17 protein-coding genes are annotated in these 15,697 nt (G+C 38.1%); 5 read left to right on the plus strand and 12 right to left on the minus strand.

Annotated features, from left to right (window positions below):
- Window positions 1-28 precede the first annotated feature (28 nt).
- The 11 genes from ppgK to DSM02_RS17590 all read right to left on the minus strand — a co-directional run bounded on the left by ppgK (window position 29) and on the right by DSM02_RS17590 (window position 7,725).
- A complete protein-coding gene (gene ppgK / locus DSM02_RS17540) occupies window positions 29-769 on the minus strand; it encodes a polyphosphate--glucose phosphotransferase (protein ID WP_128766806.1) in 741 nt (246 codons plus the stop codon).
- Between the two features lie 80 nt (window positions 770-849).
- On the minus strand, window positions 850-1,329 hold the full coding sequence (locus tag DSM02_RS17545; RefSeq protein WP_128766807.1) for a thiol-disulfide oxidoreductase DCC family protein: 480 nt from the start codon (window positions 1,327-1,329) through the stop codon (window positions 850-852).
- On the minus strand, window positions 1,304-2,362 hold the full coding sequence (locus DSM02_RS17550; RefSeq protein WP_128766808.1) for an AI-2E family transporter: 1,059 nt from the start codon (window positions 2,360-2,362) through the stop codon (window positions 1,304-1,306). Before DSM02_RS17550 ends, DSM02_RS17545 begins: the two co-directional genes overlap by 26 nt.
- On the minus strand, window positions 2,362-2,781 hold the full coding sequence (locus DSM02_RS17555) for a VOC family protein (protein ID WP_128766809.1): 420 nt from the start codon (window positions 2,779-2,781) through the stop codon (window positions 2,362-2,364). Before DSM02_RS17555 ends, DSM02_RS17550 begins: the two co-directional genes overlap by 1 nt.
- Before the next feature lie 26 nt (window positions 2,782-2,807).
- On the minus strand, window positions 2,808-3,053 hold the full coding sequence (locus DSM02_RS17560) for a DUF7218 family protein (protein ID WP_128766810.1): 246 nt from the start codon (window positions 3,051-3,053) through the stop codon (window positions 2,808-2,810).
- 133 nt (window positions 3,054-3,186) lie between these two features.
- Complete coding sequence (gene rluF / locus DSM02_RS17565; protein ID WP_128766811.1) at window positions 3,187-3,981, minus strand: 23S rRNA pseudouridine(2604) synthase RluF; 795 nt, start codon at window positions 3,979-3,981, stop codon at window positions 3,187-3,189.
- 28 nt (window positions 3,982-4,009) lie between these two features.
- Complete coding sequence (locus tag DSM02_RS17570) at window positions 4,010-4,849, minus strand: alpha/beta fold hydrolase (RefSeq protein ID WP_128766812.1); 840 nt, start codon at window positions 4,847-4,849, stop codon at window positions 4,010-4,012.
- A 48-nt stretch (window positions 4,850-4,897) separates the two neighbouring features.
- Entirely contained in the window at window positions 4,898-5,101 is a 204-nt protein-coding gene (locus DSM02_RS17575; protein ID WP_128766813.1) for a hypothetical protein, read from the minus strand.
- 147 nt (window positions 5,102-5,248) lie between these two features.
- Window positions 5,249-5,617 carry a cupin domain-containing protein gene (locus DSM02_RS17580; protein WP_128766814.1) on the minus strand — a complete coding sequence of 123 codons (369 nt, stop codon included), beginning with the start codon at window positions 5,615-5,617 and terminating at the stop codon, window positions 5,249-5,251.
- Between the two features lie 10 nt (window positions 5,618-5,627).
- Entirely contained in the window at window positions 5,628-6,173 is a 546-nt protein-coding gene (locus DSM02_RS17585; RefSeq protein WP_128766815.1) for a hypothetical protein, read from the minus strand.
- A 28-nt stretch (window positions 6,174-6,201) separates the two neighbouring features.
- Window positions 6,202-7,725, minus strand: a complete 1,524-nt coding sequence (locus DSM02_RS17590) for a helicase HerA-like domain-containing protein (RefSeq protein WP_128766816.1) — start codon at window positions 7,723-7,725, stop codon at window positions 6,202-6,204.
- 176 nt (window positions 7,726-7,901) lie between these two features.
- On the opposite strand from DSM02_RS17590, the gene DSM02_RS17595 reads away from it, so the two are divergent.
- Entirely contained in the window at window positions 7,902-8,534 is a 633-nt protein-coding gene (locus DSM02_RS17595) for a 7-carboxy-7-deazaguanine synthase QueE (protein ID WP_128766817.1), read from the plus strand.
- 51 nt (window positions 8,535-8,585) lie between these two features.
- On the opposite strand, the gene DSM02_RS17600 is transcribed toward DSM02_RS17595, so the two are convergent.
- Window positions 8,586-9,140, minus strand: coding sequence for a DUF2911 domain-containing protein (locus DSM02_RS17600; protein WP_128766818.1), 555 nt, complete (start codon window positions 9,138-9,140; stop codon window positions 8,586-8,588).
- A gap of 256 nt (window positions 9,141-9,396) precedes the next feature.
- On the opposite strand from DSM02_RS17600, the gene asnB reads away from it, so the two are divergent.
- The 4 genes from asnB to DSM02_RS17620 all read left to right on the plus strand — a co-directional run bounded on the left by asnB (window position 9,397) and on the right by DSM02_RS17620 (window position 15,689).
- A complete protein-coding gene (asnB, locus tag DSM02_RS17605) occupies window positions 9,397-11,079 on the plus strand; it encodes an asparagine synthase B (RefSeq protein WP_128766819.1) in 1,683 nt (560 codons plus the stop codon).
- Window positions 11,080-11,452: 373 nt separating this feature from the next.
- Entirely contained in the window at window positions 11,453-13,393 is a 1,941-nt protein-coding gene (gyrB, locus tag DSM02_RS17610; RefSeq protein WP_128762235.1) for a DNA topoisomerase (ATP-hydrolyzing) subunit B, read from the plus strand.
- A gap of 116 nt (window positions 13,394-13,509) precedes the next feature.
- Complete coding sequence (locus DSM02_RS17615; RefSeq protein ID WP_128766820.1) at window positions 13,510-14,514, plus strand: DUF6588 family protein; 1,005 nt, start codon at window positions 13,510-13,512, stop codon at window positions 14,512-14,514.
- Between the two features lie 248 nt (window positions 14,515-14,762).
- A complete protein-coding gene (locus DSM02_RS17620; RefSeq protein ID WP_128766821.1) occupies window positions 14,763-15,689 on the plus strand; it encodes a malate dehydrogenase in 927 nt (308 codons plus the stop codon).
- Window positions 15,690-15,697 lie beyond the last annotated feature (8 nt).

The following is a 15,697-nucleotide window of genomic DNA, read 5'->3' on the forward strand; positions in this document are numbered from 1 at the left end:
TGACCTCTTTTTTTTGTTTTCATAAGACTTACAATAAATGCCTTGCTCCTAAAGCCGCACCAATAATCCCGGCGTGGTTTCGAGTGTGTGCAGCCACAATGGGTATATCTGTTTTTAGATATTTTATGTATTCATCTAAGTTTTTACTCGCACCGCCACCAATAATTATTAGTTCTGGTTGTGAAATTTCAGTAGTTAGCTGAATAAATTTATTGAAGCGTTTACCCCATTTTTTAAAACTCATATTGTTATCCAAACGTACACGCCTAGAGGCATATTTCTCTATGATCTTCTTTTTCTTATAGCGCATTTGTCCCAATTCAAAATTTGGGATGAGTTCACCATTAAAGAAAACACCGCTTCCTATACCGGTTCCTACGGTAACAACGATTACAAGGCCATCAACGCCTTTGCCTACGCCAAATTCCATTTCGGCAAGCCCGGCTGCGTCAGCGTCATTCATAACATTTACGGGTAATCCTATTTTTTGGGAAATCATATCGTCAACTTGGAGGCCTAACCAAGACTTGTCCAGGTTTCCATGTTCAAGAGCTTTTCCTTTATGAATAACAGTAGGGAAGCCAATGCCTACAGGACCTTTCCAATCCCAGTGTTTAACAACATCAGCGATAGTATTTACCATAGCTTTTGGCTCGCGTGGAACAGGAGTATCTAATCTAAAACGTTCACCTAAATATTCTTCTTTGTCGAGATTGACAGGAACCCCTTTTATTCCTGAACCACCTACGTCAACTCCTAGTATTTGCATAAAATATTGTTTGGTCTAAATTATAAATTACTCAAAATTTCTATTTGATTTTTGAGTAGCTAGTAATGCTGAAGGGCAATTTATTGAAAAACCACAAAAAACAATAGTATAATACCAAGAATATATAGTGCCCAGTAGGGTTTTAGACTCAACGGGTTATTGCCGAATAATATTTTGGTGATTTTAAACATCGCCGGGCGATGCTTAGCAATATAGTTATATGAGTTATCGCTTATAGATCTAAATATCTTATTTGAAACATACCACTTGTGATACGGGTAGTTTTTCCGCTCAGCGTAATCATAACAACGGTATGCAGAATCGGGACCACTATATACATTTCCGTTGGGTTCTATAAGCCGGCTTGCTTTTTTAAATTCCTTCAGCGGAAAATCTTTATAATTTTTTGATGTTTCTTGAAAGGTTTTGAATTCCAGCGCATCGCCAGTTTTAGATTTCCATCTGATTATCCAAAATCTACAGAAACCACAATTACCATCCCAAATGAGAACTGGCTTATTCTTAGGTGGGTACTTAGTCTTTGCTATCTTCTGAAACATCTGGAACTAGTTCATCAAATTCAGCATTTTGGTCACCGTATTCATGTTTATAAATTTTTACAATAAGCAAGAATAAACTTATGAGCAACGGTCCAAAAATAAGTCCGATAAACCCAAAAAGAGGCACACCCACGATTACACCAATTAACGTCACTAAAGGATGTACATTGGCAAGACGTTCTAAAACATAAAGACGTATTAAGTTATCTGTAGAACCTACTATTACAAGCCCATAAATAGCAATACCCACAGCCTGAAGATTATTTCCGCTGGCAATCATAAGAATCACTACAGGAACGATACCTAATAGAGTTCCCACAAATGGAATCATACTACCGATAGCCGTAATTACAAACCAGAAAAAAGGATCTGGAACACCGAAGATGAAAAACCCAATTAAGGCAACAATACCTTGAGCTAAAGCAACCAGAGGTATTCCTAAAGCATTGCTTTTTACCATTGCAACACTCTCGTGACCTATTCGCGCGATATTTTCTTCGTTGAGTGGTATGAATGCGTAAAGTGATTTGTGCATTTTATCATTATTAACCAGCATATAATAAAGTATAAAATACATTATACCTATAGCGATAGAAACATTAAACGTTCCGCCTGCAAAGTTTTGTAAGTTGGTAGATACCCAACTTGTAATAGAGTTAGTATCTATAGAGTCACTTACGCTAAATCCTAGGTCTGATTCCCAAACCCCAACTTGATTTTTTACGACTTCAACAACACGTTCAGAGTTCTTTACAGCTTTACCTATTTTGTTAGTGAGCATCATAACAGTTAGCCCTATAGGTACTAAGATGACGATAAACGAAACGAGCATGGCAGTACCTGCAGCAAGCCCTAACTTCCAACCTCTATCTACTAACCATTTAACGAATTTGCGCAAGAGTACATATAAAGTGATTGCGCCTAAAACACCAGATAAATAGGGAGTCATCTCTTCTACTATGAGTACAAAGAGAAAGAGTATTAAGATTATTAAAAAAAGTTGGCGAACTAATTCGGGTTTTAGTTTGTTCATTATTTGGAGAATAGTTGAGGAATATCTTTAAAACTTTTAAACTCTAATGCATTTCCGCAAGGATCATAAAAGAACATCGTGGCTTGTTCTCCGGGGAGACCTTGAAAGCGAATGTAAGGCTCAATTACAAATTCAATATTTTTTGATTTTAGATGTTTGGCAAACAGATGAAAATCATCCCAATCCAGTACTACCCCAAAATGTGGAACCGGTACTTCTTTACCGTCTACGTCATTGTAATGCATAGCCGCCTTTTCCTCTTTTGGTTTATAATGGATAACAAGCTGATGTCCAAAAAAGTCAAAATCTACCCATTGCTCACTACTGCGACCTTCAGAAAGTTCTAAAGTGTCTCTGTAAAATTTGCGGGCTTTGGCTACATCATCAACAGGAATAGCTAAGTGAAAAGGTACAGGCATAAAAATTAAAGGTTAATTCTTTTGTATTAGTTATTGCGTAAAGCTTTGATGAGTTCTTTTTTACTCATTTTAGATCTGCCGTCAATCCCTATCTTTTTAGCTTGTTTGTAAAGGTCTTCTTTGGTACGGTCTTCATATTTTTCCGCTTTACCACCTTTTTTACCGGCGTCTGGAGTATTTGCTATACGAGCAGACTTTTCTTTGCTGTAGCCTTGATCACGCAAAGCTTCATATTGTTCTTCATTTTTAACCGAAGGAATCTTATCTGCCATAATTTTTTAAATCTAAATAAGTGCTATTTAAAAATAAAAGGAATTATTCAGTTGTGGATACTCCTTAACACAGGTTTAATGATTACTAGGCATTGTGTAATGTGTGAAATGATTTTTGGTACAGAAATAAGCTTTACATTCTTCGGCGTCTGGGGCCTGAAGGTTTTACAACAGAACGTTTGCCAGGCTCATTATTGGGATCAAATTCACCGATACTCTCAGAAAGAAGTTTGTTAAGTTGTTTCAGTTCTTTTTTAGTGAACTGGCGGTACTTCCCAACGTTCACATCAAGATTGATATTCATAATACGTACGCGTTTCAGCCTGGTGACATTATAGCCCAGATGCTCACACATACGTCTAATCTGGCGATTGAGACCTTGCGTTAAGATGATTTTGAAGCGTTTTTTTCCTAATTGTTCCACTTCACATTTGCGTGTTATTGTGTCTAGAATAGGTACACCACCAGCCATACTTTTTACAAAAGAGGTGGTGATGGGCTTGTCAACTTCAACAATGTATTCTTTGTCGTGGTTGTTGCGAGCACGTAGAATTTTATTTACGATATCGCCATCATTGGTTAAAAAGATTAAGCCTTCACTGGCTTTGTCAAGTCTCCCTACCGGAAAAATGCGAGTAGGATAGTTGATGTAGTCAATAATGTTGTCTTTTTCTACCCGGGTGTCTGTAGTACAAACTATGCCCACAGGTTTGTTGAAGATTAAGTAAACAGGTGGGTCTTTTTCCTCACCTACTAATTTACCATCAACTCGTATTTCGTCTGCCGGGCTCACTTTAGTTCCCATTTCTGGGACGCTTCCGTTAATCGTAATACGGCCGGCATCAATAAGCTTGTCTGCCTCCCGGCGTGAACAAAAACCTACTTCACTTAAAAACTTATTGATTCGAGTTAAAGGAATTTCTGACATAGTGTTTGATTTAAATAAGAATGACTTCTTACTCTTTTAAAAAATTTACGATTTTTTCGTTTACCTCATTATCGTAGAGCGAATGATTAAGACCTTTAGTCTCTATAAATTCAGATTTTTGTAATTCTGAATGAATGGCGTGTGAGCCAGAAGCCGGAGTAATGATATCATCTTTATCGTGAATGACTAGTGTAGGCACAGTTATTTTTCTTGCAAAAGCGGAAGAAGAAAATTCAACAGTTTTAAAATTGAATGTATTCAGGAAAAAATTATCCAATGCTTTTAGAGCTTTGTTGTTTAAGCCTAAAAGTTTTTGGTAATCTTTCAAGATGCTTTCTAGTTTATCCGGAGCTCCCAGAATCACTAATTTTTCAGTTTTAAAAGTTTCTGCATGCGACTGGTTGTATAAAACCGTCATTCCGCCCATAGAATGACCGATGAGGAAATCAGGCTGATACGTATTTAAAATTACGCTTAGTGCCTTGTGGTAAAGTGGAACATAAAAGTATTTGCCACTACTGTAACCGTGTGCGGGCGCGTCAAAGGCAATGATATTATAATCTTCTTCTTGAAACCGGTGAATCATGTCTTTCCAACGATGGGTGTGACTTTCCCAGCCGTGAACCAATACTATGGTTTTGCCTTTACCTGGCCATCTGTAAGGTTGGATGGTATGCTCTTCAACAGTAACTTGTGGTTCTAGATTCGGTTTTAAAAAACCTTCGTGATGAGGTCCTATTTTGCCGCGTCTGGGTTTGCTAAAAACTTTAAAAGCTTTTTTTGCCGAAGCTCTGGGACTTACTACAGCAAGCACGTTGATATATGAACCAATCGCTTTCGGAAGAATTTTTTTGACAATTTTATTCATAAAAAAACCCTCTTTTTGAGAGGGTCAAATATACGGGTTATCTATGGCCTAATTTTTATTTTCGGCATCAATAACATCTGTGTCTTTTCGATATTTTAATAGTGATATACCAGAAAGGAAAAAAATACCACCCAATATAGCCAAAGCCCAAGGGCTAACACCGGTACTCAAACTTCCAAAAACACCCATAATTCCTATTACAAGCGAGATTGCTCCTCCTATTACCATAACTAGTGCTAAAATCTTAATCATAATTGTATAAATTATTAGGTTAGATTTTAAAAGTACAGCTATAGACTCAAGCTAGGTTTTAGATTAACGTGTCTTTAGGTAAGAATTAATAATTATTTACGAATTAGAATTTGATTCCCAGTTGTTTGTGAGTTGCGGTTGGTTTGATTATTCTTCTCTATTGACTTTATTGAAATCAAAAGCAGGCTTGCAAATTGAGATGTAAGTACATGGTTTGTCAAAGGGATTGCTATACTGCACGCGTGTTCCTGCAGAAATCTTAATAGACTGTCCGGCTTCTAGGATAATCTCTTCCTCATCAATTAAAAACTGCTTTTTACCCTCAAAAATAAACGTGTATTCATCAAACTCGGGAGTTTGAAAAGGTTCGCTCCATTGTGGAGGTGCTACCATATGAGCAATACTGATTTCAGAATTACCGTCGCTGGCTTTACCAAAATGTTCGCCAATATATTTGTCATCATCAGTAGGAACTACAAAAGGCTTTTTCTGTATTTGAAATTTTTTATCAGACATCACATCGGGTTTACCAGCCTATCATAAAATATTTAATCTTGGCATCACTAGGTATTTCTGCAGTAGAAACTTTAGCATCCATATTGAATTTAAGTTCCCCGGGAAGTTTGTCGCGATCTATTGTGAAGTAAGCGTTGATCTCGTCAACAAAAACAACAATGCTGCTAATCAACGTTTCAACACGTGAAACTTCATAAGCGTCTGTAATATCTTTAAAAGTACTGTTGAGGTTGATGCCTTCTTCTGTGGTATAACGCGCATCAAAAATCTGAATCGTTTTAATGGTTTTAGGAGATCCTTCTTTTGTAGGCATAAGGCTTAGTAATTGCTCACCGCCTTTCTCATAAATTTCAATAGCATTTACATTAAGTTCTTCGCTTAAACCGGAGTTTTGATCTACAACACTGTCTTTACTAAACAAGGTTTTGAGTTCACTAACTTGAGTGTCTTTTGTTAAGGGGCCTACTTGATCTGCAGTAACTGTAAAAGCATTATCGCTGTTACAAGAGGTAAGTGATATGCTTGCAATAAGGGCAATGAATAAAATACGTTTCATATAGAGTTTTAAATTTAAGTCTGTTTTTTTATTTAATTAGTTTACCTAAAATACCCAAAACACCGCGTATAACCGTGGCGCTGGTGAGTACTTTAATAATAGCTTTTTCTGTAGAACTACTACGTGAAGAAGTACGAGAACTTCTTTTTACTGTTGCACGTTCTTTTTGCGCTTTTTCTTTAGCTTCTTCGCTCTCTGCTTTTTTAATTTTTGCATTGAGTAACTCATAAGCACTTTCCCGGTCTACAGCGTCATTGTATTTAGGAGCGAGTGCAGATTTACGATTTATTTCTTCAATCTCAGCATCTGTTAAGATATCCATGCGTGACATTGGCGCACGCATCATAGTTGCGGCAAGCGGAGTGGGGCGACCTTTTTCATCTAATGCAGAAACTAAAGCTTCACCGGTACCCAAACTGGTAAGTACTTCTTTAGTATCGTAATATTCTGAATCGGGATAGTTCTCTGCGGTTAACTTTATGGCTTTACGATCTTTTGCAGTAAAGGCTCTTAACGCATGCTGAATTTTTAAACCCAACTGACTCAAGACTCCTTCGGGGACATCAGTGGGGTTTTGAGTTACAAAATAAAGCCCCACACCCTTAGAACGAATGAGCTTTACGATACTTTCAATCTGACTGTGTAATGCTTTTGAAGCCTCTTTAAAAATAAGATGCGCTTCGTCTATAAAGATTACCAGTTCCGGTTGGTCGCTATCTCCCTGCTCCGGGAATGTGCTGTAAATTTCAGCAAGAAGGCTCAACATAAATGTTGAAAACAATTTAGGCCTATTTTGAATATCCGTTAACCGAATGATGTTTATTTTTCCTCTTCCGTTATCATCTAAGCGCAAAAGATCATCTACATCAAAAGATTTTTCGCCAAAAAAGATATCTGCACCTTGCTGTTCAAGCTGAACGATTTTCCGCAAAATAGAACCCGCTGAAGCTGTCGAAATCCTTCCATACAAATCCTGAATTTCTTCTTTTCCTTCGTCAGTAGCATATTGTAAGACCTTTTTAAAGTCTTTTAAATCCAGTAGCGGTAAGCTTTTGTCATCACAGTATTTAAAAAGTATCGCGATAATACCAGCTTGCGCATCGGTCGCATCAAGAATACGGGAAAATAAAACCGGGCCAAATTCACTTACTGTAGCTCGCAGGCGCACACCATTTTGCTCAGAAAGTGTAAGTAGTTCTACGGGAAAGTCTTTGGCTTCAAAAGGCAATCCTATTTTTTCATGACGTTCATCAATTTTAGGATGACCTTCACTGGCTTTTGCGATACCACTAAGGTCTCCTTTCATATCCATCAACAGAACCGGAACTCCCTTTTCTGATAGATTTTCGGCCAAAACCTGTAGCGTTTTAGTTTTACCCGTACCGGTTGCTCCGGCAATAAGACCATGACGATTCATAGTTTTAAGAGGAATTTTTACGTGCGCACCTGTGATGGTCTGACCTTCTAACATAGCAGCTCCTACAGTGATACTCAATCCTTTAAAAGTGTTGCCTTGTATTATAAGATCTTTAAATGCTTCAGTTTGATTCATCAGTCAAAATTTGGAATAAAAATAAGGATTAATGCTAAAAAGCAATCGGTTGATAAAACTATTCTTTTTTTTGATTTTAATATTCTGAATGTATGAGTTGTGTTCTTGTTTCATCCATAGAAAATAAGGTAGCTAAGCTTTGGCAACGATTTTATTGCGGTGTATCTTTGCACCTTATGACAAAAGAGGCAACAGCAAGCCGGGTAGAGCTCGGTGAATTACTTCCGTTAATGGAAGAATTTTATACCATACAAGGTGAGGGTGCTCATACCGGTACTCCTGCATATTTTATTAGAGTAGGTGGTTGTGATGTAGGCTGTCACTGGTGTGATGTTAAGGAAAGCTGGGATGCGGCGATACATCCTCCTACAGAGGCAGCTGCTATTGTAGCTAATGCAAAAAAATACAGTAAGACTATTGTAATTACGGGGGGAGAACCACTAATGTGGGATATGAATCACTTAACCAGTATGCTTAAGGCTGAAGGGTTGAATGTGCACATTGAGACTTCTGGTGCTTATGAATTATCTGGTCATTGGGACTGGATTTGCCTTTCTCCTAAGAAACGTATGTTACCGAAGCCTCGTATCTATGACGAAGCTCACGAACTGAAAGTGATTATTTATAATAAAAATGATTTTGCTTTTGCGGAAGAACATGCTTCAAAGGTTAATGGTAAATGCGAATTATTTTTACAACCCGAGTGGAGTGTGCGTGAAAAAATGACTCCGTTGATAGTAGATTATGTTATGGCAAACCCTAAATGGAAGGTAAGCTTGCAAACCCATAAGTATCTTAATATACCTTAAATAAAAGAGGCTTCCAGATGGAAGCCTCTTTTATTTAATAAATGCGGAAAATTACATTTCAACTTCTTCAATTGGAATTTGAATATATAGATCATCCCACCCTAAGAACATATCAGAACCGTCTTCTGTAGGTTGAAACGAAATAGAAAATGCTTCGATAGGTGCTGCTGTTTTGTGAGCTGGTATTTTAAAACGAACTAAGTCGCGTTCTTCTTTGTATCCGTAAGCACCCCAAGTGTCCAGGTCTTTGTTAAGAATTACCGTCCACTCATCTTCTGTAGGGATTGTGAATAAAGTATACGTTCCGGCAGGTACTTTAGTGTCACCTACCATCATTTCTTTATAGAATTTAATTTCGGTAGATTCATTAGCTCCGGTTCTCCATACCTCACCGTATTTTTCCATACCATCTTCTTCTGCAAAAACATCGCGTCCTTTTTTCTGAGGTCTGCTATAAATAACACGCACTCTGGGAGCTTTATCCTGACCACGATACATAGCGATATCTAATGGACTTTTATCGAGTTCGCTAAACTTTTGAGCTGTTGCAGTGCTGCCAAAAATAAGAGTTGCTACTAAGATGCTTTTAAGTATAATGGATTTCATAACTATTTTTTTAATAATTGAGTGTCAAAATTTTATACAAATGTACAATGTGGTAAAACCTACAGTTGTTAAGACTTTATTAAAATGATTGAAGTTTGCACTTATTAATTGAAATGTCAAAATTTATATTTATAAAGTTTTATTTTTAGAGTTATTTTACTTTAAAAGTTTAAATATGTAAGCATATTTGCATTATTTGTTTGTGAATTAGAATGTGTATTGCATCTTTGAACCAACAAATTAAAATAATACGATTATGTGCGGGATAGTATGTGCCTACGAATTGAAGCAGCCAGCTGAGGTGTTAAGACCACAGCTTTTAGAAATGTCAAAAAAAATACGTCACCGTGGTCCAGATTGGAATGGTGTTTATAGCGATGAGAAAGCTATTCTCGCTCATGAGCGTTTGTCTATAGTTGACCCTGCATCAGGGAAACAACCTTTATTAAGCCCTGATGGAAAATTAATTCTTGCGGCGAATGGTGAGATTTATAACCATCAGGAATTGCGTAAGCAATTAAAAGGGAAATACGATTTTAAAACACAGTCTGATTGTGAAGTGATCTTAGCACTTTATCAGGAGGAAGGTACTGGATTTATTGATAAACTGAACGGGATCTTTGCATTTTCGTTATACGATTCTGAGAAAGATGAGTATTTCGTGGCGCGTGATCATATGGGGGTTATTCCACTTTATATGGGATGGGATCAACACGGTACTTTCTATGTAGCTTCAGAATTGAAAGCTTTAGAAGGAACGTGTACTAAAATTGAATTATTTCCTCCGGGACATTATTTACACAGTGCAGAAGGAGCGTTGAAAAAATGGTACGAGCGTGACTGGATGGAGTATGATGCTGTTAAGGATAACGAGACTAGCATTGAGAAGCTAAGAGATGCTTTAGAAGCAGCAGTGCACCGCCAGTTAATGTCAGATGTGCCTTATGGAGTATTGCTTTCAGGAGGTTTAGATTCTTCTATTACTTCTGCAGTAGCGAAGAAATATGCAGAAAAGCGAATAGAGTCTGGAGATACAGATGGAGCATGGTGGCCAAGATTGCACTCGTTCTCTGTAGGTTTAGAAGGTTCACCAGATTTAGCTGCAGCCCAAAAAGTAGCAGATCATATCGGCACGGTACATCACGAGATTAAATTTACAATTCAGGAAGGTCTGGATGCGATTAAAGATGTAATATATAATCTGGAAACTTACGATATTACTACGATTAGAGCTTCTACTCCTATGTATTTGATGGCTCGTGTAATTAAGTCTATGGGGGTTAAAATGGTTCTTTCCGGAGAAGGTGCAGATGAGGTTTTTGGAGGGTATCTTTATTTTCACAAAGCACCCGATGCTAAAGAATTTCATGAGGAGACTGTACGTAAGCTGAGCAAACTGCATATGTATGATTGTCTAAGAGCAAATAAATCTCTTGCTGCCTGGGGTATTGAAGGTCGCGTTCCATTCTTGGATAAAGAATTTATGGATGTAGCGATGAGTATTAACCCACAAGACAAAATGATCAATGGGGAGCGAATGGAAAAATGGGTGTTGCGTAAAGCATTTGAATCCTATCTTCCTGAGAGTGTTGCCTGGAGACAAAAAGAGCAGTTTTCTGATGGCGTAGGCTATAGCTGGATCGATACTCTAAAAGAAATGGTGGATGAGAAAATTAGCGATGAGCAATTAGCTAACGCTAAATATAAATTCCCTATTCAAACACCAGGTAATAAAGAAGAGTATTACTACAGAAGTATATTTGCTGAGCATTTCCCAAGTGATGCAGCAGCAATGAGTGTTCCTCAGGAAGCATCTGTTGCGTGTAGTACAAAAATTGCATTAGAATGGGATGAGGCTTTTAAGAACATGAACGATCCGTCTGGTAGAGCTGTTGCAAATGTACACAGTGATGCCTATAAAAAGAAAGAATTGGCATAGTCCGTTTTACATAATTTGTTTAGAAAACGCCTTCTCAAAAAGAAGGCGTTTTTTTGTTTTAATAGTTAATCTCAACTATTCTTTAGAATACTGAAATTTCAGTGCTTTTTTTCCACAATTTGTTGATAACTTAAGCTGTTTGGCGCGGCTTTTGACATATTATCGCGTAGCCTTTTTTTATATTTGTTAGCTAGTCGTAATGAGGGTTTTTAAACCTGATTTATGGGGTTTAGATTTGAAGCTTTAGCTTGATCTAGCTAAACTTTTTTAGATTGAAATTGTAGCGTTTCAGCTAAAAAAAAGAGGTCTAAGAATACTGATGTAATTAGGGGTTTTAGATCGTAAAACAGAAAATTTAACTTAATAAAGATATATGAGCGAAGAAGCCAATAAAAAACAATATTCGGCAGACAGCATTCAGGCGCTGGAAGGAATGGAGCACGTACGTATGCGTCCATCGATGTATATTGGGGATGTAGGAGTGCGTGGTTTGCATCATCTGGTTTATGAGGTTGTTGATAACTCTATAGATGAGGCTATGGCTGGTCACTGTGATGCCATAGATGTGATTATAAATGAAAATAACTCGATCTCTGTAAAAGATAACGGTCGGGGTATTCCGGTAGATTTACATAAGAAAGAAGGTGTTTCTGCACTTCAGGTTGTAATGACCAAAATTGGTGCCGGGGGGAAATTTGATAAAGATTCGTATAAAGTTTCCGGAGGTTTACATGGTGTTGGTGTGAGTTGTGTTAACGCACTTTCAGATCACTTGAGAGCTACAGTTTACCGAGATGGTAAAATTTGGGAGCAGGAGTACGAGAAAGGTAAAGCCATGTACCCTGTCAAGGGAATAGGTGATACAGATGATCGCGGTACTGCCGTGACTTTCTTACCAGATCCTACCATTTTTCAGCAAACAACAGAATTTAATTACGACACGCTTGCTAGTCGTATGCGTGAGCTTTCATATCTGAATAAAGGTATTACTATCACCTTGATGGATAAACGCCAGAAGGATGATAAGGGAGAATTTCCTGTTGAAACTTTTCATTCGGACGAAGGGTTGAAAGAATTTGTTCGCTTTATGGATGGTAACCGTCAGCCAATTATTAGCGAGGTTATATCTATGGAAGGCGAGAAGAATGATATTCCTGTTGAGGTTGCAATGATCTATAACGACAGTTATGCAGAGAATTTACATTCGTATGTGAATAACATCAACACACACGAAGGAGGTACGCATCTTGCAGGTTTTAGACGGGGTTTAACTTCTTCGCTTAAGAAGTATGCAGATGCTTCGGGAATGTTAGATAAACTGAAATTTGAGATTGCCGGTGATGACTTTAGAGAAGGTCTTACTGCAATTATTTCGGTTAAAGTAGCAGAACCTCAGTTTGAAGGTCAGACAAAAACAAAATTAGGTAACCGGGAAGTGACTTCTGCAGTTTCGCAGGCGGTTTCTGAAATGGTAGAAATATACCTTGAGGAGCATCCAGACGATGCAAAAACAATTGTTCAGAAAGTAATTCTTGCCGCTCAGGCACGCCACGCTGCTAAGAAAGCACGCGAGATGGTGCAGCGTAAGACGGTGATGAGTATAGGTGGTTTACCTGGAAAATTAGCCGACTGTTCTGAGACAGATCCTAATGCCTGTGAAGTATTCCTCGTAGAGGGTGACTCTGCAGGTGGAACTGCAAAAATGGGTCGCGATCGTAACTTTCAGGCGATTCTTCCGCTTCGCGGAAAAATTCTGAATGTTGAGAAAGCGATGCAACATAAGGTTTTTGAAAACGAAGAGATCAAGAATATTTTTACAGCTTTAGGTGTTACTATAGGTACCGAAGAAGATAGTAAAGCATTGAATCTTTCAAAACTGCGTTATCACAAAATTGTGATTATGTGTGATGCCGATGTAGATGGTAGTCACATTGCAACATTGATATTAACCTTCTTCTTCCGTTATATGCGTGAGTTGGTTGAAGGTGGTCATGTTTATATCGCTACCCCACCACTTTACTTACTTAAAAAAGGTAAAAAAATGCGCTATGCCTGGAGTGAGAAAGAACGTGATGAGTATAACGAGCAAATGGGTGGAAGCGCCGGTGTACAGCGTTACAAGGGGCTTGGTGAGATGAATGCGGAGCAATTGTGGGATACCACAATGAACCCCGAATTTAGAACGCTTCGTCAGGTAACTATAGATAACGGTACGGAAGCAGACCGTATTTTCTCTATGTTGATGGGGGACGAGGTTCCGCCACGTCGCGAATTCATTGAGAAAAATGCAGTTTATGCTAATATTGATGCATAATCGATACTAAATAGAATTTAAAAGCCCGATAATTATTTATCGGGCTTTTTTAATGGTGTAGCCTTGTGTCTTTCAGGGGTTTTGTTATTTTTGAATAAACCAAATCAATCAATTAAATGAAAAAACTACTACTATTTTTAAGTGCAGTTACGCTTTCTGCTAATGCCTTTGCTCAGGACGATGAAGGCTTTGAAGCAATCATTGTGGCGGGAGCAGCAGATGCTAATACTTTAATGGGAGCCTATATTGCGCCAGCAATGGAAGGCTTAGTTTATAGCATGTCCGGCGGCTGGTATCATACCGCAAAAACGCATAAAAAGTTAGGTTTTGATATTACTATTGGAGTTAATGCAGCAATTGTGCCTACTGAAAAGGAACTGTTTTCTTTTGCTGATTTAAATTTTGAAAACACCATAACAGCATCTCCGGGAACCACTCCTACAGTTGCTGGTAGCGGAAATCCTGCAGAAGTAACGGTTGTTACTCAGGATGGGGATACTGGTACTTTTACCATGCCTGAAGGGGTTAAAGATGATTTACCACTCAACGCAATGCCGGCCCCGACGCTTCAGGCAAGTGTTGGGCTTATTTATGATACCGATTTAATGGTTAGAGCGACCCCAAAATTAGGGAGCGACGATGTAAAAGGTAGCTTATTTGGAGTGGGGTTGAAGCATAATCTCATGCAATACTTAGGTCCTTTAGATAAGCTCCCACTTAATGTTGCGGTTATGGGGGCATTCACGTCTATGAATGTTGATTATGATATTGAGGATGGATCTTCTGTAGATGGTGTAAATCAGGCTGCAGAATTCAAATTAAACTCTTATACATTTCAAGGTGTAGCCTCGTTAGATTTTCCTTTTATAACTGTGTATGGTGGTTTAGGGTATACCGGAGGTAAGTCTGAATTGAATGTTTTGGGTACTTATAATGTAGATTATAATGGAGGAGCTGACAGGACTACCTTAACAGATCCCATTGCACTTTCTTACAGTCCGTCTAGCGTTAGAGCTTCGTTAGGCGCACGTTTAAATCTGGCATTTTTCAAAATTTATGCAGATTACACGGTTCAAGAGTACAGTAATTTGAGTGCGGGAATTGCATTCAGTTTTAGATAATTTACTTTACCATTTGTCAAATGGTTGCCAGAGCCACTTTTAAGCATATAGCTTATAAGTGGCTTTATTTATACTGTGGAGTTTGAGGAAGCCGAATATAGGGTCTATGATGCAAATCATAACCTAATTTTAAGTCTTAAGAGTCTTAAAAGACTAAATGAAGTCGTAATTTTAAAGCCGCAATCGATAACTTAGTTGTTTTGCCGGTTGCGATAAAATTATTTAATAAATCTTATAAATACATACCCATGAAAGTTACCGTAGTAGGAGCAGGAGCTGTAGGTGCAAGTTGTGCCGAATATATAGCTATGAAAAATTTTGCCTCAGATGTTATTCTTCTTGATATTAAGGAAGGTTATGCTGAAGGTAAAGCGATGGATTTGATGCAAACCGCTTCTTTAAATGCTTTTGATACCCGTATTACCGGTACAACCGGAGATTATTCTAAAACTGCTGGCAGTGATATTGCAGTTATTACAAGTGGTATTCCGCGAAAGCCGGGTATGACCAGAGAAGAGCTTATAGGTATCAACGCAGGTATTGTAAAAGATGTTTCTTCAAATTTAATTAAGCATTCTCCAGACGTTACCATTATTGTAGTGAGTAACCCAATGGATACGATGACTTATTTAGTACATAAAACTACCGGACTTCCTAAAAATAGAATTATAGGAATGGGTGGTGCTTTAGATAGTGCACGTTTTAAATATCGTTTAGCTGAAGCATTAGTATGTCCTATTTCTGATGTTGATGGAATGGTTATAGGTGGTCACAGTGATACTGGTATGATTCCCTTAACACGTCTGGCAACTCGTAATAGTTTGCTTGCTTCAGAATTTCTAGCCGAAGATCGCTTAGAGCAAGTGAAAGAAGATACTAAAGTAGGTGGAGCTACACTTACTAAGTTATTAGGTACTTCTGCCTGGTATGCTCCCGGAGCTGCTGTTTCTGGATTGGTGCAGGCGATTGCTTGTGATCAGAAAAAGATGTTTCCTTGTTCTGCTTTATTGGAAGGTGAATACGATCTAGATGATATCTGTATTGGCGTTCCTGTTATTTTAGGAAAAGGAGGTATCGAGAAAATCGTACCTGTGGATCTCACAGATGCTGAAAAAGAAAAACTTCAGGAGAGCGCTGCTGCAGTGAAGAAAACCAATGGGTTATTGGAGTTGTAATCTGATTT

Source organism: Leeuwenhoekiella polynyae (assembly GCF_004104075.1).
Taxonomy (GTDB): Bacteria; Bacteroidota; Bacteroidia; order Flavobacteriales; family Flavobacteriaceae; genus Leeuwenhoekiella; species Leeuwenhoekiella polynyae.